22 protein-coding genes and 4 tRNA genes are annotated in these 19,951 nt (G+C 46.3%); 15 read left to right on the top strand and 11 right to left on the bottom strand.

The window, feature by feature from the left end; genetic code table 11:
* Positions 1-44: 44 nt before the first annotated feature.
* The gene (locus L2713_RS06340; RefSeq protein ID WP_011621983.1) at positions 45-1,157 is read right to left on the bottom strand and encodes a PilT/PilU family type 4a pilus ATPase; all 1,113 of its coding nucleotides are present in this window, start codon (positions 1,155-1,157) and stop codon (positions 45-47) included.
* A 9-nt stretch (positions 1,158-1,166) separates the two neighbouring features.
* On the bottom strand, positions 1,167-2,204 hold the full coding sequence (locus L2713_RS06345; protein ID WP_011716282.1) for a type IV pilus twitching motility protein PilT: 1,038 nt from the start codon (positions 2,202-2,204) through the stop codon (positions 1,167-1,169).
* Positions 2,205-2,239: 35 nt separating this feature from the next.
* Here L2713_RS06345 and L2713_RS06350 point away from each other — a divergent pair, with 35 nt between their 5' ends.
* The 8 genes from L2713_RS06350 to L2713_RS06385 all read left to right on the top strand — a co-directional run bounded on the left by L2713_RS06350 (position 2,240) and on the right by L2713_RS06385 (position 9,617).
* Positions 2,240-2,956, top strand: a complete 717-nt coding sequence (locus L2713_RS06350) for a YggS family pyridoxal phosphate-dependent enzyme (RefSeq protein ID WP_248967316.1) — start codon at positions 2,240-2,242, stop codon at positions 2,954-2,956.
* Positions 2,957-3,180: 224 nt separating this feature from the next.
* Positions 3,181-3,999 carry a pyrroline-5-carboxylate reductase gene (proC, locus tag L2713_RS06355; protein ID WP_086904529.1) on the top strand — a complete coding sequence of 273 codons (819 nt, stop codon included), beginning with the start codon at positions 3,181-3,183 and terminating at the stop codon, positions 3,997-3,999.
* 75 nt (positions 4,000-4,074) lie between these two features.
* Positions 4,075-4,623, top strand: a complete 549-nt coding sequence (locus L2713_RS06360; protein ID WP_248967317.1) for a YggT family protein — start codon at positions 4,075-4,077, stop codon at positions 4,621-4,623.
* Positions 4,623-4,913 (top strand): DUF167 family protein YggU, encoded by a 291-nt coding sequence (gene yggU / locus L2713_RS06365; RefSeq protein WP_011621978.1) that lies wholly within the window; start codon positions 4,623-4,625, stop codon positions 4,911-4,913. Before L2713_RS06360 ends, yggU begins: the two co-directional genes overlap by 1 nt.
* 68 nt (positions 4,914-4,981) lie before the next feature.
* Positions 4,982-5,416, top strand: a complete 435-nt coding sequence (locus tag L2713_RS06370) for a DUF4426 domain-containing protein (RefSeq protein ID WP_011621977.1) — start codon at positions 4,982-4,984, stop codon at positions 5,414-5,416.
* 160 nt (positions 5,417-5,576) lie between these two features.
* A complete protein-coding gene (gene rdgB, locus L2713_RS06375; protein WP_248967318.1) occupies positions 5,577-6,194 on the top strand; it encodes an RdgB/HAM1 family non-canonical purine NTP pyrophosphatase in 618 nt (205 codons plus the stop codon).
* Positions 6,194-7,351: a radical SAM family heme chaperone HemW gene (gene hemW, locus L2713_RS06380; RefSeq protein WP_248967319.1), complete on the top strand. Its 1,158-nt coding sequence runs from the start codon at positions 6,194-6,196 to the stop codon at positions 7,349-7,351. The genes rdgB and hemW overlap by 1 nt, the downstream gene beginning before the upstream one ends.
* A gap of 418 nt (positions 7,352-7,769) precedes the next feature.
* A complete protein-coding gene (locus L2713_RS06385) occupies positions 7,770-9,617 on the top strand; it encodes a DUF885 domain-containing protein (protein ID WP_248967320.1) in 1,848 nt (615 codons plus the stop codon).
* A 625-nt stretch (positions 9,618-10,242) separates the two neighbouring features.
* Here the strand turns inward: L2713_RS06385 and L2713_RS06390 are convergent.
* The 5 genes from L2713_RS06390 to trmB all read right to left on the bottom strand — a co-directional run bounded on the left by L2713_RS06390 (position 10,243) and on the right by trmB (position 14,606).
* The gene (locus tag L2713_RS06390) at positions 10,243-11,184 is read right to left on the bottom strand and encodes a LysR family transcriptional regulator (RefSeq protein ID WP_011625622.1); all 942 of its coding nucleotides are present in this window, start codon (positions 11,182-11,184) and stop codon (positions 10,243-10,245) included.
* Between the two features lie 419 nt (positions 11,185-11,603).
* Positions 11,604-12,425: a YggN family protein gene (locus tag L2713_RS06395; protein WP_248967321.1), complete on the bottom strand. Its 822-nt coding sequence runs from the start codon at positions 12,423-12,425 to the stop codon at positions 11,604-11,606.
* Between the two features lie 178 nt (positions 12,426-12,603).
* Complete coding sequence (glsB, locus tag L2713_RS06400; RefSeq protein WP_248967322.1) at positions 12,604-13,518, bottom strand: glutaminase B; 915 nt, start codon at positions 13,516-13,518, stop codon at positions 12,604-12,606.
* Positions 13,518-13,844 (bottom strand): YggL family protein, encoded by a 327-nt coding sequence (locus tag L2713_RS06405; RefSeq protein ID WP_011621970.1) that lies wholly within the window; start codon positions 13,842-13,844, stop codon positions 13,518-13,520. Before L2713_RS06405 ends, glsB begins: the two co-directional genes overlap by 1 nt.
* A gap of 45 nt (positions 13,845-13,889) precedes the next feature.
* Positions 13,890-14,606 (bottom strand): tRNA (guanosine(46)-N7)-methyltransferase TrmB, encoded by a 717-nt coding sequence (gene trmB, locus L2713_RS06410; RefSeq protein WP_011621969.1) that lies wholly within the window; start codon positions 14,604-14,606, stop codon positions 13,890-13,892.
* 179 nt (positions 14,607-14,785) lie between these two features.
* Here trmB and mutY point away from each other — a divergent pair, with 179 nt between their 5' ends.
* Entirely contained in the window at positions 14,786-15,904 is a 1,119-nt protein-coding gene (gene mutY, locus L2713_RS06415) for an A/G-specific adenine glycosylase (protein WP_248967323.1), read from the top strand.
* 9 nt (positions 15,905-15,913) lie between these two features.
* On the top strand, positions 15,914-16,192 hold the full coding sequence (locus tag L2713_RS06420; protein ID WP_011621967.1) for an oxidative damage protection protein: 279 nt from the start codon (positions 15,914-15,916) through the stop codon (positions 16,190-16,192).
* A gap of 86 nt (positions 16,193-16,278) precedes the next feature.
* Here L2713_RS06420 and L2713_RS06425 read toward each other — a convergent pair whose 3' ends face one another.
* Both L2713_RS06425 and L2713_RS06430 read right to left on the bottom strand, forming a co-directional pair.
* Positions 16,279-16,854, bottom strand: a complete 576-nt coding sequence (locus L2713_RS06425; protein WP_248967324.1) for a YceI family protein — start codon at positions 16,852-16,854, stop codon at positions 16,279-16,281.
* Between the two features lie 4 nt (positions 16,855-16,858).
* Complete coding sequence (locus tag L2713_RS06430; protein WP_248967325.1) at positions 16,859-17,410, bottom strand: cytochrome b; 552 nt, start codon at positions 17,408-17,410, stop codon at positions 16,859-16,861.
* 388 nt (positions 17,411-17,798) lie between these two features.
* Between L2713_RS06430 and L2713_RS06435 the strand changes: the two genes are divergently transcribed.
* From L2713_RS06435 to L2713_RS06450, 4 genes are all read left to right on the top strand, one after another.
* Positions 17,799-17,874: transfer RNA gene (locus L2713_RS06435), tRNA-Phe, on the top strand.
* Positions 17,875-17,880: 6 nt separating this feature from the next.
* A tRNA-Thr gene (locus L2713_RS06440) sits at positions 17,881-17,956 on the top strand.
* Positions 17,957-18,414: 458 nt separating this feature from the next.
* Positions 18,415-18,490 (top strand) — tRNA-Phe (locus L2713_RS06445).
* 6 nt (positions 18,491-18,496) lie between these two features.
* Positions 18,497-18,572, top strand: a tRNA-Thr gene (locus L2713_RS06450).
* Between the two features lie 365 nt (positions 18,573-18,937).
* On the opposite strand, the gene L2713_RS06455 is transcribed toward L2713_RS06450, so the two are convergent.
* The gene (locus tag L2713_RS06455) at positions 18,938-19,123 is read right to left on the bottom strand and encodes a hypothetical protein (protein WP_011625617.1); all 186 of its coding nucleotides are present in this window, start codon (positions 19,121-19,123) and stop codon (positions 18,938-18,940) included.
* 153 nt (positions 19,124-19,276) lie between these two features.
* On the opposite strand from L2713_RS06455, the gene L2713_RS06460 reads away from it, so the two are divergent.
* On the top strand, positions 19,277-19,621 hold the full coding sequence (locus L2713_RS06460; RefSeq protein ID WP_248967326.1) for a DUF3634 family protein: 345 nt from the start codon (positions 19,277-19,279) through the stop codon (positions 19,619-19,621).
* Positions 19,622-19,711: 90 nt separating this feature from the next.
* On the opposite strand, the gene L2713_RS06465 is transcribed toward L2713_RS06460, so the two are convergent.
* Positions 19,712-19,933, bottom strand: coding sequence for a hypothetical protein (locus tag L2713_RS06465; protein WP_315973156.1), 222 nt, complete (start codon positions 19,931-19,933; stop codon positions 19,712-19,714).
* Positions 19,934-19,951 lie beyond the last annotated feature (18 nt).

Raw genomic sequence — 19,951 nt, forward strand, 5'->3', positions numbered from 1 at the left:
AAAAGCAGCTCAAGGGAGCTGCTTTAACATCACCGCAGACAGGATTAATCCATATCCAAGGTCACGCCTTCCATAAAGCTTGAACTGGTAGGTTCTTTATTTTGCAGTTTGATCATTAAACGTAAGTCGTTTGGCGAGTCAGCATGGTGAAGCGCATCGGCATAGCTGATTTCCCCATCGATATAGAGTTGCAGCAAGGCTTGGTCGAAGGTCTGCATGCCCTGTTCATTCGATTTGGCCATGGTCTCTTTGAGCAAATGCAGCTCGTTTTTAGCAATCAAGCTCGCGACACGTGGCGTATTGATCAAGACTTCAATCGCCGCCCGTCGTCCTGTGCCATCGACTTTGGGCACCAGTTGCTGCGCCACAATGCCACGCAGGTTGAGTGACAAGTCGAATAGCAACTGCTGGTGTTTACTCTCCGGTACTAAGTGCATGATCCGATCTAACGCTTGGTTAGCGTTGTTCGCGTGCAGTGTCGCCATACAGAGGTGACCCGTTTCGGCGAAAGAAAGCGCAAACTCCATGGTTTCTTGAGTACGGATCTCGCCAATCAAAATCACATCGGGTGCTTGACGCAGCGAACTCTTCAGCGCCGCATCAAAGGATTCTGTATCTATACCCACTTCACGTTGAGTAATGATGCTTTTGCGATGGTCGTGCACAAATTCCACCGGGTCTTCGATGGTGAGGATGTGACCACGGGCATGGGCATTACGATAACCCACTAACGCCGCCAAGGAGGTCGACTTACCGGTTCCCGTTCCCCCAACCATGATGATAAGACCACGTTTACTCATCACCAGATCTTTTAAAATCGGTGGCAATTTTAAGTCTTCTACCTCAGGGATCTTGGTCTCAATCCGGCGCATAACGCATCCCGGAGATTCACGCTGCCAGAATGCGCTAACACGGAAACGACCTAAATCCTTAACCGCAAAAGCGAAGTTACACTCGCGAGTGGTGTGAAACTCCTTCTTTTGTGCCTCGGTCATCACGGACTCGACAAAATCCAAAGACTGCGCGGGCGTGAAGGCACTCTCGGCTAACGGGCGTAACTCACCATCGATTTTGGCGCTCGGCGGAAACCCTGCGGTAATAAACAAGTCCGAGGCTTTACGCTCCACCATGACTTTTAAAAACGGACGGACATCCATCATAAATCCTTAAAACGTCGCTTGTTTGTTTGAACTCTTCGACATGGCATCCTCACGGGTGATGAGGCCACGGTTCACTAAGTTTTGCAGACACTGTTCGAGCGTTTGCATGCCATGGGCCATTCCCGTTTGAATGGCTGAGTACATCTGCGCCACTTTATCTTCACGGATAAGGTTACGAATAGCGGGCGTACCCATCATGATTTCGTGGGCAGCCACACGGCCACCACCAATTTTCTTAATCAGGGTTTGCGAAATAACCGCCTGTAATGATTCAGACAACATGGTACGCACCATGTCCTTTTCACCAGCAGGGAAAACGTCAACCACACGGTCGATGGTCTTAGCCGCCGAGGTGGTGTGCAAGGTACCAAAGACTAAGTGACCCGTTTCGGCCGCAGTCATCGCCAGACGAATGGTTTCAAGGTCGCGCATCTCACCGACGAGGATAACGTCAGGGTCTTCACGCAGTGCGCTACGCAGCGCCGCGTTAAAGCTGTGGGTATGACGATGCACTTCCCGTTGGTTAATCAAACATTGCTTATTCTGGTGAACGAACTCGATAGGATCTTCAATGGTTAAGATATGGTCGTGGCGGTTCTCATTGATGTAATCCACCATGGCCGCAAGTGTGGTACTCTTACCCGAACCGGTAGGCCCAGTAACAAGCACTAAGCCGCGGGGAAAGCTGGAAATTTTCTTAAAAATCTCTGGCGCCCCTAACTGCTCAAGCGACAAAATTTCGCTAGGAATGGTACGAAACACCGCCGCCGCGCCGCGGGATTGGTTAAAAGCGTTCACACGGAAACGCGCTAAATTAGGGACTTCGAACGAAAAGTCGATTTCTAAATGCTCTTCAAAGTCCTTACGCTGTTTATCATTCATAATGTCGTACACAAGGCTGTGTACACCCTGATGATCGAGCGCAGGCAGGTTAATTTTTCTCACTTCACCGTCGACACGGATCATAGGAGATATCCCTGCAGAGAGGTGTAGATCCGAGGCTTTGTGTTTTACACTAAAGGCTAATAACTCAGTGATTTCCATAGTTTGGGATATCCTTGCAACCAGATAATTACATCATGACAACAATAGCAGACAGACTCGCCCTCGCCCAGAGCAGGATCGCGCAAGCGGCGCAAAAATGCGCACGCCTACCTCACAGTATTCGCTTACTTGCCGTCAGTAAGACTAAACCTATTGAAGACATTATAGCAGCCTATGATGCGGGCCAGCGTTGCTTTGGCGAGAACTATGTTCAAGAAGGTGTGACAAAAATTGAGACGCTAAAGGGCACACACCCTGATATTGAATGGCATTTTATTGGGCCACTGCAATCCAATAAAACCGCCTTAGTCGCCCAGCACTTCGACTGGATGCACACCCTCTCGCGGGAGAAAATTGCCCAGCGACTCAATGAGCAGCGACCTGCACACCTTGCGCCGCTCAATGTGTGTATTCAAATCAATATCAGTGATGAAGACACTAAATCCGGTATTGATGCCGAGCAAATGCTGCCTCTAGCCCAAAGCATAAGCCTATTACCCCATTTACAACTGCGGGGCTTAATGGCGATTCCCAGCGCCACCAATGACACTGCGCAGCAAAGCCGCGAACTCAGCGAGCTTAAACAGTTATTCGATACGCTAAAGCAGCATTATCCCGCTGTCGATACGCTTTCTATGGGCATGAGTAATGATTTAGACGTGGCTATTGAGTGCGGATCAACCATGGTGCGTATCGGCAGCGCAATCTTTGGTGAACGGGATTATGGCGCAAAAGAGACGACCCGCAATTAGTCGTTACGGCTTAATGCATCTGTACGATTGATGCTAAGGGAAATCACAGAGATAGCCAAAGGCGAGTCAGCATTATCGGCTTTAGCCTTGTTTTTAGAGGCTAAAGCCCAAATACTGTTAGAGAACATTAAATAGAAATTTTTATCCGGCCTAATAACGCTAATTCAATGATATTAATGCTGAATGTTATCCACTCAGCCTAGGCCAGACATTATGGGGTACACATGAGTCAACAAAAAATCTGTTTTATCGGTGCGGGCAATATGACCCGCAGTATTATCAGCGGCTTAATTCGTAGCGGCTATCCTGCTGCGCTAGTGCAAGCCACCAATCCTAGCCAAGGTAAACTCGATGCCCTCGCCGCCGACTTTGGTGTGCGTGTATCCCAAGACAATGTTAGCGCCGCCCAAGATGCCGATGTCATCGTATTATCCGTTAAGCCACAGTTGATGGAACAAGTCTGCCAAGCACTGCAAGGCATTGATATGTCAAACAAGCTGATCATTACCATTGCTGCGGGGATTAAAGCAGAGCGCTACAGCCAGTATTTAGCGCAATCCATCACACTAGTTCGCACTATGCCAAACACGCCAATGCAAATCGGTGTCGGTATGACGGGACTCTACGCCCCGCAGCCCCTCTCTGATGCCCAACAAGCCATTACCGAACGCTTGATGTCCAGCGGCGGTGAAATTGTGTGGGTGAATGAGGAATCTGAGATTAATCAAGTCATTGCCCTTGCGGGTAGTTCTCCGGCCTATTTCTTCCTGCTGATGGAATCTATGATTGATGCCGGCAAGCAAATGGGCATGGATGAAGCCAAAGCCAGAAGCTTAGTACAGCAAGCTGCCCTCGGTGCTGCTATGATGGCAAAGCAAAATCCCGAGCTTACGCTGGGTAATTTACGGGAGAATGTCACCTCGAAGGGTGGCACAACGGCGCAAGCCATCGCCACATTCGAAGCGGCGGATCTCCGTGGTGTGGTCAAAAATGCGATGGAAAACTGCATCAAACGTGCAGAAGAAATGGCTAACACTTTTTAATTCAGCAATAACTGGATGACTCACTCAATTTTAACGCGGGCGTTTTTAATCGGACTCATATAGGCAGAAATCTCGATGAATGCATTAACCTTTTTAATCAGCACACTCTTCGATTTATATTTGATGGTGGTGATATTACGGATCTGGCTCCCCTTGGCCCGTGCCGATTTTTATAATCCCTTCAGTCAGTTTGTGGTCAAAGCCACTCACCCGTTGATCGCGCCTATGCGTCGATTAATTCCTTCAATGGGAAGATTCGATACTTCTTCATTTGTACTCGCCCTATTAGTGGTGATGGTCAAAGTACTACTGTTAAGCCTTATCGCCGGTGGTGGTATTGATATCGTGCTGTTCTTTGTGTTTGCGCTTGTCACTGTTATCAAACAGGCGGGCGTTTTGCTCTTCTGGATGCTGCTCATTCGCGCCATCTTAAGCTGGTTCAATCAAGGCTATAACCCCATTGTGATGATCATGGGTCAACTCACAGAGCCCATTTTGGCTCCAGTGCGCCGTATCATTCCGCCCATTGGTGGTTTAGATTTGTCGGTGATGTTGGTGATTATCGGCATGAACTTTATCAACATGCTATTGGCGCAATACGTACCATTTTGGGCCGTGATTTAATGAGCGCAGTCATTATGCAGCAAGGCGACTTGCTGCTTAATTTGTATATTCAACCTAAAGCGAGTCGCGATCAGATAGTCGGGCTACACGGTGATGAGTTAAAAGTCGCCATTACCGCCCCGCCTATCGATGGCAAGGCCAATGCCCATTTAAGCAAGTATTTAGCCAAGGCCTTTAAAGTCCCTAAAAGCGATGTTCACATCCTTAAGGGCGAATTAGGACGTCATAAGCAGGTACGGATTAGCGCGCCCAAAAACGTTCCGGCAGAAATCGCGACATTGCTCGAATAAACGCACCGTTGGAAGTCTCCTTCCAGCGACCTATACTCAAGTAATCCCTCATATGAAGGTACAACATCATGTTACGTAATCTCCTTATTATGCTCGCCTTGACTGCAAGCCTGTGTGGCGTCGCCAATGCCGAGCAAAAAGAAACCGTCGGTAATTTCGACATTCATTACATGGCGCTGGGCAGCACCTTTTTAACCCCGAGCATTGCGAAATCCTATGGCATCGAACGCAGTAGCTACAGAGGCATCATTAACATTGCCGTATTAGATATGAGTGAAGAAGGCTCGCCCGCAGTGCCCGTTGAAATCACTGGCGTGGCCAATAACCTACTCGATGCGCGTATCGATCTGAAATTTAGAGAGATCCGTGAGGGTAAGGCGATTTATTACATCGCCGAAGTCCCTTACCGCGACGATCAAGAAATCAATTTCAACATCGCCATTAAACACGGTAATCAGCTCAACACCAATCTGCAGTTTAAGCAAAAATTCTACGTCGAATAATCTCAACCTCATAAGGCAGGGCGATACCAAGTATCGCCCTGCCTTTTTCTGTCCTTTACCGCTCAGCTTGGGTATCATTGCCGCATACAGTCCAATGACATCGCTCAATGTTCACACTCAGTGACACACAGACAAGAGCGCCCAATCCAATAGGTATTCCATGCAACAAATCGTCCTCGCCAGTGGCAATAAAGGTAAACTTGCCGAATTCGATCAAATGCTCGCCGCCTATGGCGTAAAAGTGCTGCCACAAAGCCAATTTAACGTTAGCGAAGTGGCCGAAACGGGCACAACCTTTGTCGAAAACGCCATTATCAAAGCCAGACATGCAGCGCAAATTACTGGACTTGCCGCCATTGCCGATGACTCGGGATTAGAAGTCGATTTACTCCAAGGCGCGCCGGGCATCTACTCTGCACGCTTTGCGGGGGAAAATGCCAAGGATCAAGACAATGTGTTAAAGCTCTTAGACACATTAAAGGATAATCCTGCGCCGCGTACGGCCAGATTCCAATGTGTTTTAGTCTATATGCGCCATGCGAAGGACCCAACGCCCATCATTTGCCAAGCCTCTTGGGAAGGCCAAATCGATTTCGTGCAACGGGGTGACAACGGTCATGGTTACGATCCGATTTTTATTCCAGAACACCATGATTGCAGCGCAGCCCAAATGAGCAGTGACGAGAAAAATGCCTTGAGTCACCGTGGTAAAGCTTTAGTGCAACTGATTGCTGCCATGCAGGAAAAAGGCGTATTTACCGACGGGAACGCCCAATAATGTCAGTGAATGTGTCACCTCAGTTAACCCTGCCGCCGTTGAGCTTGTACATCCATATCCCCTGGTGTGTACAAAAATGTCCTTACTGCGACTTTAACTCCCATGGACAAAATGGCGAATTACCCCAGCAGGCCTATGTGGATGCGCTGCTAGCTGACTTACGCCAAGACTTGCACTTAGTACAAGGCCGTAAGCTACACACTATTTTTATTGGTGGTGGAACACCGTCTCTGTTTGATGCCAATCAAATCAAACGGATATTGGATGGTGCCAATGCACTAATTCCCTTTAGTGACGATATTGAAATCACCATGGAGGCCAACCCTGGCACCCTAGAGCACGATGACTTTAGTGCCTACCGCGCCGCCGGGGTCACCCGGTTATCCATTGGAGTACAGAGTTTCTCTAAGGATAAGCTCAATCTGCTGGGGCGGATCCACGATCAAAACGAAGCCCAAACCGCCGCCCAAAAAGCCAGCCAAGCGGGTTATTTAAGTTTTAACTTGGATTTGATGCACGGACTTCCGAATCAAAGTTTTGCTGAGGCCATGGCGGATATCGATACCGCGGCGGCGCTCAATCCGCCGCATTTGTCTTGGTATCAACTGACGATTGAGCCTAATACCCTGTTCCACTCAAAACCGCCGCAACTACCCGACGATGAAGATCTCTGGCAGATCTACGAACAAGGGCAACAAAAGTTAGCGGCACTCGGTTATGAGCAGTATGAAATCTCTGCCTATGCCAAACCCGGCTATCAATGCAGGCATAACCTTAACTATTGGCAGTTTGGCGATTATTTAGGCATAGGCTGCGGTGCCCATGGCAAAGTGACCTTGCCCGAAGAGAACCGCATTATTCGCACGGTCAAAATCAAACACCCTAAGGGTTATTTAGCTGCCGACAACTATAACTTCGAGCAGACTGAGGTCGCCGAAGAAGATCGCGCTCTCGAATATTTGATGAATCGCTTGCGTTTAATGACGCCTATTCCTAAGCAAGAGTTTGAAGACAGAACCGGTTTACACCGAGATACGTTGAAAGAGGGAATGGAAAAGGCCAAACAACGGGGTTTACTGACCGAATCGGCTGAACATTGGCAATTAACCAGTAAAGGTCACATGTTTGTGAACGATTTACTGACACAATTTTGTTAATTCACTAGGGCGTGTTGACGTTTCGAGATTAGATTTTGTTCGTTCTGGCAAGCACGTGCTCGCGAAACGAGGAATGATGTGTAGTTATTCTACTCAAATGACGAGTGACAAAGAGAACGAGCTTGCTAGACGAACCCTTCGGGCAGCGTTTGGCTGGCGTTTCTGCTGCGTTATCGTCCGTTTATGTAGAATAACTACACTGCACGGACTTTGTCTTGCATAAAAGCCAGCCAAACTGCTGCAAAAATAACCCTGAAACGTCAACACGCCCTAATTAAATTCCCCATATAAATAATGTGTTAGCCTAGGTTTCTCGATGAAGCATCTTTTATGGCTAACACATTTTCTAACATTTATATTCATACATTTTTCCCCTGCTTCTTTAGAATTGCCTGAACATTGTTAAGGAAGCCTGATCATGCCAATAAAAACGAACATCAGCTTAGTCGCATTTACTCTCTCCGCCCTGCTTGCACTGCCGTCCTATGCTGTGCCCACCTTAAGTGACTCACATAATGTGGCCGGTACCAGTGTTGCCGCACAAAGCGAGTCAGAAAAAGCCAACGCCTTGTTTGAAACCATCTTCATGGAAAACATCATGGCAAGCCCCATTGCGCAAACCTATATGGGCATAAAGCAGGACTATGATAAGTGGGACGACATTGGCGATGAAGCGGATGCGCGTGAGTTGGCGCGAACCAAGAAACAGCTAGCCGAAGTGAATCAACTGGATGCGAGTAAGCTTGATCCACAAACTCGCCTAAGCCTGACGTTACTCACTCAAAACCTGAATAACGATATCAAAGACTATCAGTGGCGCTACCATAACTACCCAGTGAATCAGATGCATGGTGGCCACTCGATGATAGCCTCCTTCCTGATTAATCAACACCAGATCACCGATGTCAGCGATGCTAAGGCCTATATCAGCCGCTTAAATGGCGTGCCCAAACGCTTAAGCCAACTGCAACAGGCGCTTGAGATCCGCGCAAATAAAGGCATTATTGCCCCTAAATTTGTGTTCGGTTACGTGATTTCTGACAGCCAAAACATCATTAAAGGCGCCCCCTTCGATAAAGGCGAAGACAGTGCGTTGTTGGCGGATTTTCGCAAAAAAGTGAATGCTCTTGGCATCTCTGAAACAGAAAAAAACCAACTGATTGCCGATGCTGAAAAAGCACTCGTCTCACAAGTTGAGCCTGCATACAAGACGCTTATCGCCTATATCAAAACCTTAGAAGCCAAGGCCGATACCCGCGATGGTGTTTGGAAACTCCCCGACGGCGAGGCGTTTTATAACAATGCTCTTGCACGCACGACCACTACCCACATGACGGCGGATGAAATCCATCAACTTGGTCTTGCCGAAGTGGAACGCATCCATAATGAAATGCGCGCCATTATGAAAAAGGTGAATTTTAACGGCACCTTGCAAGAATTCTTCACCTTTATGCGCGATGATCCACAGTTCTATTATCCTAATACCGCCGAAGGCAAGGCGGCATATTTAGCCGATGCTACCAAGCTTATCGATAATATACGCTCACGCTTGGATGAAGTCTTTAAGGTTAAGCCTAAAGCAGCCATGATAGTCAAACAGGTTGAAGCCTTTAGGGAAAAATCCGCGGGTAAAGCTTTCTATGAACAACCGGCTCCCGATGGCTCTCGCCCTGGTAGCTACTATGCCAACCTCTACGATATGAAAGCCATGCCTAAATACCAGATGGAAGCACTGGCTTACCACGAAGGGATCCCTGGCCATCATATGCAAATCGCTATCTCACAGGAGCTAAAGGATATTCCTAAGTTCCGTAAGTTCGGTGGCTATACCGCCTATATCGAAGGTTGGGGACTCTACAGTGAGTCTTTCCCGAAGGAGATGGGCTTATATGCCGACCCTTACTCCGATTTTGGTCGACTGGCGATGGAGTTATGGCGAGCTTGTCGTTTAGTGGTCGATACTGGGATCCACGCCAAGAAATGGACCCGCGAACAAGGGATAGCTTATTACGTCGATAATACCCCTAACGCAAAATCCGATGCGAAGAAAATGGTAGAGCGTCATATTGTTATGCCATCTCAAGCCACAGCCTATAAAGTTGGGATGATTAAGTTACTCGAACTGAGACACAAGGCGGAAAAACAACTGGGTGATAAGTTTGATATCCGGGATTTCCATACTTTAGTCTTGGCTAACGGCGCACTGCCTTTGGATGTGCTAGAAGAGCAAGTCGATCAATGGATTGCCAGCGTTAATAAAGCCTAAGCATAAAACCTTGGGAGGCTAACGCTAGCCTCCCTTGAGCGCCTTTGCGAATAACATCGTTAAATCACAGCCAATAAAAAAGCCACTATCAAGTGGCTTTTTTATTGGATTTATCACCGGCTTGGTCATAAAACCCTATCTCACTGTGGGTCACTATATTTAATGTATTAAGCATAAGCACTTAACACTCGGTGTGACTTTAGGGTACAGAGAGACAAAACTCGTTTTCCGCACTCAACCATCAGAAAAAAATTACCTCAGCCTAATGAGCTGAGGTAAACCAAAAACTAGGATGATGGTTTAAAAGCCAACATTGTTTTAGTTCGCAAACTTCTGCTGGCTGTGATCCGAAACTGCATTGCTGCCAACCTGTACGCTAATATCGAAAGGGGTCATTTCCAATAAAAGTGTAGGACTCAGGTCATTCCGAATCATCTGGCAACCATTGTATTCATTTAAGAACAGACTTCAATACACCCACTAAAAAGCTGTTTTAGAAAACCCTAAAAAATCAAACTAAAATACAAACCAAAAATCACGTAACAAATTGATTTTAATATAATCTAAAAACTACCAGACTCGCTCAAAACGCATTGAACGCATTTTAAGAACAATGTTTCCAAAATTACTGACGTTCACTGAAGAGTTCCGCATAGGGAATATCCCAATAAGGCGGATTACCAATATGGTCTTTAATAAACTCAATGAAGGCACTCACCTTAGGCGCTAAGTGTTTACGGCGTGGGTAAACGGCCTGTAGCGGTAAATGATGCGTCAGTTGCCAATCCCTCAGCAGCGGCACTAAAGTGCCCTTAGCGATTTCATCTTCCATCAAGTAACTGGCAAGATAGACAACCCCTAAGCCACTGATCGCAGCTGATTTTAAAGCGGGAGCGTTATCCACTCTAAAGTTACCAGAGACACCTATCTCACAGTAATCATCGCCCTTTTTAAACTGCCACATGCTGTGCTCATGCCACTCACCTTGATACACCAAGCAGTTATGGTCGACCAATTGCTCTGGACGCGACGGTTCGCCATGTTTAGCAATATAATCAGGCGAGGCAACGAGTAGGAACTGACACTTCATCAAAGGACGCGCCACCATACCCAAGGGAAGCTGCTCAGACATAGTCAACAATAGGTCTAAACCTTCGCTGACTACATCCACCTTATGATCTAATAAGCTGACTTGCAGCTCTAGCTCAGGGTGTTTGGCCATAAATGATGGCAGCGCAGGAATGATATGCATAGCACCAAAGGACTGGGAAATCCCCACCTTTAACACGCCGCGGGTGGCATCGTTTAAGTTATGCACGCTAGCAATGGCCTGTTCGGCATCGCGAAGCAACTCTTCACCTTGCAGATATAACAAATGTCCAGCTTCAGTCAGACTTAAGCTTCGAGTGGTACGCTGGATCAGTTGAACACCGAGTCTATGTTCGAGATCGGCTACCTGCGTACTGACCTTAGATTTAGAGATCCCAAGCCTTCTTGCGGCGGCACTAAAACTACCAGCTCTGGCCACATGAGTAAAAATCGCAATAGGTTCTAACAGTTCTAACATGGAAAGTCGCCTTAAGCAGTTTCGACAGTGATATTAACTTTCGGAATAGCATAGGAATGCAGCACAAATGCCTTGAAGCATCCCTCAATGCCTTAATATCTCACAGCAATTGGGTTCGTTGTAGAGATTTAGACCGAAAAAGTCCGCTAAAGTAGAGTGTTCTATCTGACTGAATTGCCAGCTTTTCATTATATTTTAAGAGTATACCAAACATTAGTCTTTAGAATGTAATATTCCATAGTAAATAGCCGCAAGCAATTAGATTAATATCATTCCGCTTGGCTAAAATGAATCAAGAAAAAGCCCCAGACACTTAACGTACTGGGGCTTTTTCATTTATATCACTGTATTTATGGTGTCAGTTAGGTCGACATTACCTGACTCCAACCAGTGTTGGTTTTAAGCTACTCTGCCGAGCACTATTCACGTAATTCATGGTGAGTGTTTTGCGTCAACACATAGGGTGCTAACTCAGGCACTTCTTTACGCAGTTGACTCTCGAGCACCAGCAGGTTTTCAAAACGGTCACATAAACGATCGGCTTTCGCTTCAATCCCCTTAGATTGGGATTCAATTTGCTGCTCAATATCATCGCCTAATCTATCCATTTTTTGTGAGAATGCGTCCATCTTAGCTTCGAAGGACTCACCGTCGCCCGCAAGGATTTGGCTGCCGATATTCATCATCAGAGTGCCAATGGAGTTTTGCACGATTTGTTCCATTTCCTTATCAAATTCGTCGTTAAAGGTGTTTTGCATCGACTCTTCAGTCGCACCAAGGTAAAAACTATCGCCCTGCTTGTAGGCTACGGTATCAACACGCTTCTGCACGCCCGCCATCATCTCATCAAACTTAGCGCCAGCCGCATCGCCCATCAGTGGCGTTAATGCCATACTTACAGCTTGAGAGGCCAGTGCAACGGCTTCGTTGACTAATTCAATGACCTCAGGAACCTGAGTCGAAACCTCATCGGCATACTGGCTCACGAGCTTTTTCTGTTTGTCGGTTAAGGTTACCTGCTTGCCTTCAACGTATAACTTGTCGACCTCTATGCGATACTTCTCGGTGCCCTTCTCGCTCATCACTAATTTTTTCGGTTCGACTCTCACATCATAGTTAAGAGAGACCTCACAGCGCTCATCGATTTGCGGCTCGGTTTTCGCTTGTGCTGATTGCAAGCCAGAAGCGCCTAAAATAACGCCCGATAATGCCACTCCGGTTAATAGTGTATTTATCTTCATTGTTGTTCATCCTTTAATCTGAGGAATTCGACTAAGCTAACGTGCTAAAAGATGAATAGCAGAAGATGTGCCAACTTTATAACAATATGATTATTATGAAGTTATAAAAATTAGCACCGATAACAGATTAGTAAATTTCACTAATATTTAGCCTAACAGTGCTAATAAAAGAGTTAAATCAGAAGATTGAACGTCCGAGACGCTGGCTGAGATGCTCAAGCATCGCCGTCCCTGCGAGGGAGTTACCTTGATTGTCTAATTCGGGTGACCAAACGCAGACCGAAAGTTCCCCGGGGATCACCGCAATAATGCCGCCGCCAACACCGCTTTTACCCGGCATACCAACACGATAGGCAAACTCACCGGCGCCGTCATATAAGCCAGAAGTTGCTAACAGGGCATTTAATTGCCGAGTCTGTACCTGCGAAATAAGCTCAGTGCCATCTAAGGTTTTACCGCGGTTGGCTAAATACAACATCGCCTGCGATAGGTCGGCGCAATTCATTTTTAAGGCGCAATAATGAAAATAAGTGCGCAGCACTGTATCGACATCGCCTTGAAAATTACCGAAGGATTTCATCAGATAAGCGATGGCCGCATTACGTGCACTGTGCTGATATTCTGAATCCGCCACTTGCTTGTCGAAACAGACTTTATCGTTTTGACTCAGCGCCCTGACCAATTCCAACATCCGATGCTTAGGCGCCCCTAAACGGCTCTGTAATAAGTCAGCGATAACTAACGCGCCAGCATTAATAAAGGGATTGCGAGGTTTACCCCGCTCGAGTTCAACTTGGACTAATGAATTGAAGGAGTGTCCCGAGGGTTCTTTGCCGACACGGCTCCAAATTTCGGTTTCTTCATATAAAGTTAGCGCTAAGGTTAAGCTGAAAACTTTAGAAATACTTTGAATTGAAAATGGCTCAAGGTAATCGCCTGCGCCTATGGTTTCACCGTCAATTGTGGTCACGGCAATACCCAATTTACCAGCATCAACATTGGCGAGCGCAGGGATGTAATTAGCAACCTTTCCTTGGCCGAGCAAGGGCCGAACTTTGTCGACCACTTCCTCTAATAACGCCTGTTCTGGCATTAACTCCACCAGATATCGTACAGATCGCTAACTTCAAGTTGAGTCACTTTTTGACCCGCCCAGAAAGCCTTCACTGCAGCAACATCTTCTTCGGTGCACTTACCGATAGTTTGGGTAGCAATAATACCTTCCCACTCGATATGACCACCGCCGTGGAAACCTAACTTACGGGCTTCAATGACTTCATCGATAAACTTATCGACTGTTGCATCAATATCGGCTTCAGAGACAGATGCATCGAAGGTCCAAGTAATGTCAAAACCTAACTCTTGGAATTCATCAACGCGCATTTTCTTACGTAAACGACGGCTACGATTCTTTGCCATAGTGATTTTCCCCGTTGTGTTAAAAAATAAAATCTATAAAAGATGTTAAGCGATACGCTCAAACATCAGATCCCACACGCCATGGCCGAGGCGATGACCGCGGGCTTCAAATTTAGTCAGTGGACGATGATCTGGGCGCGGCACCACGGTACCATCGGCGGATTGGTTTTTGTAACCATTGGCCGCATTCATCACTTCCAGCATATGTTCGCTGTAGTTTTCCCAGTCGGTCGCCATATGGAACACGCCGCCAATCTTCAGTTTACGGCGAATAAGCTCAGCAAACTCCGCCTGCACGATACGGCGCTTGTGGTGGCGCTTTTTATGCCAAGGATCGGGGAAGAACAATTGCACGCGAGCAAGACTGCCATCGGCGATAGCATGTTCTAACACTTCCATTGCATCATGGTGATACACGCGAAGATTAGTCACCCCAGCGGCGGCGGCGTCACTTAAGCATGAACCCACGCCAGGCTTATGGACTTCAATACCGATAAAATTCTGCTCTGGAGCTTCTTGTGCCATTTGTACTAAAGACGCGCCCATGCCGAAACCAATTTCCAGTACGGTATCGGCTTCGCGACCAAACACTTCAGTCAGGTTTAATGGTGTTGGGCTGTAATCTAAGCCCATTGTTGGCCACTGAGTCTCAATGGCTTGCGCTTGACCTTTAGTCAAACGACCTTCTCTTAGGACAAAGCTTCTGATCTTACGCAGATACTTGCCTTCTTCATTAAATTCAGCGGTAGTGACTTCGCTCATTTTTGCCTCGTCTCGTGGACAACACCATCTAAAAAGAAGGGCATTATCCAAAGTTCAACTTACAGTGCAAGCACTAATGGAGGCGAAGTATAACAAGATTATCCTAGAGAGCGAATCTAGGCCGATTTTTCGATGGGGTGTTACTTGTTTGCCAACCAATCTCCCGCTACACTGCGCCGATGAAATCTACAGCCTCCTTTGCTACACGTATCGTTAATTGGTACGACACCCACGGTCGTAAAACCCTCCCTTGGCAGCAAGATAAAACCCCATATCGCGTATGGGTTTCAGAGATTATGCTGCAACAAACTCAGGTAGCGACTGTTATCCCCTATTACCAGCGTTTTATGGCACGTTTCCCCGATGTGTTAGCCCTCGCTAACGCGCCGGATGATGAAGTACTGCATCATTGGACTGGCCTTGGTTATTACGCCAGGGCTCGCAATCTACATAAAGCCGCTAAGATGGTTCGCGATCTGTATCAGGGGCAATTTCCAACAGACTTTGAGCAAGTGTTAGCGCTGCCAGGTATTGGCCGCTCGACAGCAGGTGCAGTGTTATCCCTATCACTTGGGCAACATCATCCAATCCTCGATGGCAATGTTAAACGCGTATTAGCAAGACATGGCGCGATTGCGGGCTGGCCCGGTCAAAAACCTGTGGAAGAACAACTCTGGCAATTAACCGAGCTGTTAACGCCAGAGCAGGATATTCAAAAATATAACCAAGCCATGATGGATATTGGTGCCAGCATTTGTACTCGCAGTAAACCCAATTGTGCCGCTTGTCCTGTGGCTGTCGATTGCAAGGCCCAACTTATGGGCAGGCAAACCGAGTTCCCCGGTAAAAAACCGAAGAAAACTATCCCAGAGAAAGCCGCTTGGATGTTGGTTTTACTCAAAGATAACCAAGTCTTCTTGGCTAAGCGCCCTCCTGCCGGCATTTGGGGCGGACTCTGGTGCTTCCCCGAATTTAGTACTCAAGCCGCACTCAATGCAGAGCTTGAAACCCAAGGTTATCACGCCGCACAACTCGAACCATTAATCGGTTTTAGGCATACCTTTAGCCATTTCCATTTAGATATTCAACCCATGCTACTGAATTTGGATAACCAAGCGAATGGCTACGACAAGCAAACCTTGGGTATGCAGAGCGTGGGCGCAGTCATGGAACAAAACCAGTCTCTCTGGTATAACATCAATCAACCTTCCAAAGTGGGACTCGCCGCCGCAACAGAGCGCGTGTTAGCCAACTTGGGATCACTCGTAGCTATTGCTAGCAACCTCGACAGTCAGTAAGGAATAATCATGGCGCGTACAGTCAATTGCGTATATTTAAACAAAGAAGCCGACGGCCTAGACTTTCAACTGTATCCAGGTGATTTAGGTAAACGTATTTTCGATAACGTCAGTAAAGAAGCTTGGGGCCTATGGCAGAAAAAGCAGACCATGCTGATTAACGAAAAGAAACTCAACATGATGAATGTTGATGATCGTAAATTTTTGGAAGAACAAATGACCTCTTTCCTGTTTGAAGGTAAAGACGTGGAAATTGAAGGCTTTGTGCCTGAAAAGGGTCAGGAATAAGCCTAAGCGCCTATCCAATAGAAAGCAAAAAAGCGCCCAAGGGCGCTTTTTTATTCGCGGATAAATGCAGCTCAGTAGCGTTAAGCTTACTTACGCACGCCTTCTACCACTAAATCTAACTCAACATTGGCAGACGCTGGACCTAAGTCCATCTTGATGCCGTAATCTTTCATCGCAAACGTGGTCGTACCGGTAAAGCCCGCACGGTATCCGCCCCAAGGATCTTGACCTTCGCCCACAGCATGCGCTTGGATTGCCAACGGTTTAGTCACACCGTTTAGCGTGAAGTTACCTGTGATAACCATATCGCCATTGCCTTTGTCTTCAACCGAAGTCGAAACAAAAGTCGCTTCTGCAAATTTAGCCGTATTCAAAAAATCGTCACTACGGATATGCTTATCACGCTCGGCATGGTTAGAGTCAACGCTTAAGGTGTTCACTTTAACATTCACTTTAGCTGCCGTTGGATTTTTAGCGTCGTAGCTGAAATCACCGCTGAAATCGTTAAAACGACCTACGACATAGCTATAACCTAAGTGACTTACTTTAAAGGTAATAGATGCATGAGCACCTTCGCGGTCAATTACATAATCGGCGGCAGATGCAGCCATTGGAGCGAGTAAAGCCCCACCAATCAAAGCAGCTAATAGTTGTTTTTTCATTATATTATCCTCGGTTAAATTTAATCATCTTGAGTAGTGTTGAATCTTTATCGATAAAATGGTGCTTTAACGCGCCTAACGCATGCAGTAAAACCAGAGCTATCAAGCTGTAGGCGGCATATTGATGAATATCCCCCGCGATATCAGCCTGATTTTCAATCAGTGGCGTTAGGCCGGGTAACTCAAACCAGTCAAACACCATAATTCCACGGCCCTCAGCCGTCGAAATCAAAATACCTGCGGCCATAATCACCAGTAATAAGAAGTAAATCGCGCCATGGGCAATGTGAGCGCTAATCTTTTCCCATGTTTGGTGATTTTGCTCAGGAGCAGGCTTTGGATTAACCAAACGCCAAACTAAACGAAACAGCGTTACCGCCAGCAGCAAAATCCCAACGCTTTTATGCCAATGTGGCGCCGTTTTGTACCATGCACTGTAGTAGGTCAATTCCACCATCCACACACCGACGGCAAAGAGTCCAATCACCACAACCGCACTTAGCCAATGGCTGGCAATAGCAATAAGTCCATAATTCAACTTAGTATTTCTAAACATATAGCTACCCCACACCTCTGCACTTAAGTCGCACAATCAAATAATAGTCATTATCATAAAACGAAAAATAAAAACTAAAATCAGTAAAAATCGCTCATATCTTTCTAAAATTCAGAAAGATTAACGCTATTATGGTGTTAACGCTGATTGTGGGGCTTAAACGGGTCACTCACGCGGCAGGAAATACAACTTTGAGGCATCAAAAAGGCTCATTCCCAACTGGTTTATAGATAAAAAACAGCCAAAGTGCACATTAAACAGTCGAACACATCATTTATCAGGAAAAAGCGCTTGCAGAGGATAAACACCCTAGTTAATATAGCCGCACTTCGAACGAGGCAGCATTAAGTTGTCAGTTTAAAGTAGTCAACTAACGCTTAGTTTAGTTGCCCGAATAGCTCAGTCGGTAGAGCAGAGGATTGAAAATCCTCGTGTCCCTGGTTCGATTCCGGGTTCGGGCACCACCATTCGCCGGCATAGCTCAGTTGGTAGAGCAACTGACTTGTAATCAGTAGGTCCCGAGTTCGACTCTTGGTGCCGGCACCATAAAAAAACAAAAAAGCCACTCACTGAGTGGCTTTTTTGTTTCTGGTATTTGGCTGAGTTCAAACTCCTTCGATATTCGATGCAAGTACATTACGACTAACCAGCTATTAATCATTTAAACAGTGCTTAAGTTCGGTTCTTGGGCATGACGTCATATAAACAAAATACTGATTAACAGCTTAGTCCTTCGCACTGCGAATATTTAAAATTCCCAGTCATCCACTGCCGTTTTACTCATTTATCCCACAACTAAATCGAATTAACCCATTGATAGTTCGACCAAGTGAACCATTCGCATCTCTATAAAGCCTTAAATAAGGCGCTTTTTGTTTAATACTTGGTCAGTCGAATTAAAAGGGCTTGCACAGTGAAAGCGAGCACTATATGATACGCGCACTTCGAACGAATGGGGTGTTAAGCACTCGGTTTGAAGTAGTTAACTAACGCTTAGTTTAGTTGCCCGAATAGCTCAGTCGGTAGAGCAGAGGATTGAAAATCCTCGTGTCCCTGGTTCGATTCCGGGTTCGGGCACCACCATTCGCCGGCATAGCTCAGTTGGTAGAGCAACTGACTTGTAATCAGTAGGTCCCGAGTTCGACTCTTGGTGCCGGCACCATAAAAAACAAAAAAGCCACTCAATGAGTGGCTTTTTTGTATCCGTATTTTGAACCTGAATTTTGAGTAAAAGTCACTGCATCGACAGCCCTGAGCAACTGACTTACTCTCGATAATCACAGTCGTTCCCAAACTCGACTCTTAGTGCTAGCACCATTAAAAACAACGAAGTCACTCGACGAGTGGCTTTTTTGTATCCGTATTTTGAACCTGAATTTTGAGTAAAAGTCACAGCATCGACAGCCCTGAGCAACTGACTTACTCTCGATAATCACAGTCGCTCCCAAACTCGACTCTTAGTGCTAGCACCATTAAAAACAACGAAGCCACTCACTGAGTGGCTTTTGTTTCTGTCATTTTGACAATTTACTTTATCTGCTCATGCACTATCGGCCTATCCCCCGCCTGCACTTGATGTTGCAAATGCCGCCAACCATGGGTCAACTCATTAAGCGGTTCTTTTCGTTCTGGGAACTGTGCAGACAATTTATCAATAATATCAATTTGTTTTTTACACAATAAAGACCAACGGTCAGCATTAGATAAGTACATGGCGTTTTCCTTAACTGAGGGAGTACATTTCCTTAGTAAAGTAAGACTAGGCCAGAATCATACCTTTGCCAAATTAAAATTGCGTGTTAGCGCACTGTTAAAAGCCATAACTCCAGAGTATCTTTGTCCTATAAACATAAGAGAGGAGGCATTATGACAGCCACTATTTTAAAGCTCGTTTTTATCGCGATTGGTTTGTTTCTGGTTTATAAGCTGATCTTTTCAGGTAAGAAGGGACTGACTATTTTTGAAATGCATTTTAAAGATGGCCGCATGACTCAACATAAAGGCAAAATCCCCGAGCGTTTCGAACGCGAATGTCGCCAGCTGGCCAAAGCGGAAAAGCTGACTTGCACTATTAGAGCAGAAAAAAACTCCGGCGTGCGTCTGCATATTTCTGCCAATGTGAATGACAACCTGCAGCAGCGGATCCGTAACCAATTTCCCTTCGAGTATTACGATAAAAAGGCTGTCGACAATAGTCGCCAAGCGGGTTAATCCTCTTGAAGTTCAGCCCTTATTTTTCAGTAAGGGCTGAAAACATCGCACTCTCGCTAGATTAACCCAACGTTAGTATTTAAGCGGGCTCTAGAATTTAAACCTACTCTTTGGCTCTAGTCGTCCATCCTCACGGGCATCACGAACCCGGCGCTCATTATCCTGCACCATAGGATCGCTTGCTGGTTGATTAGGGTCGACTTGCTCATCTGACTGACCTTCAAACTGAAAATCGATATTCGAACAGGCCATTAAAGACAGACTTACGAATACCTGCATTAACATCCAATAATTTTTCATCGACTTAGCCATGCAGGATTGAAGTGTTTT

It is taken from the genome of Shewanella seohaensis (genome assembly GCF_023283775.1).
Lineage (GTDB): Bacteria > Pseudomonadota > Gammaproteobacteria > Enterobacterales > Shewanellaceae > Shewanella > Shewanella seohaensis.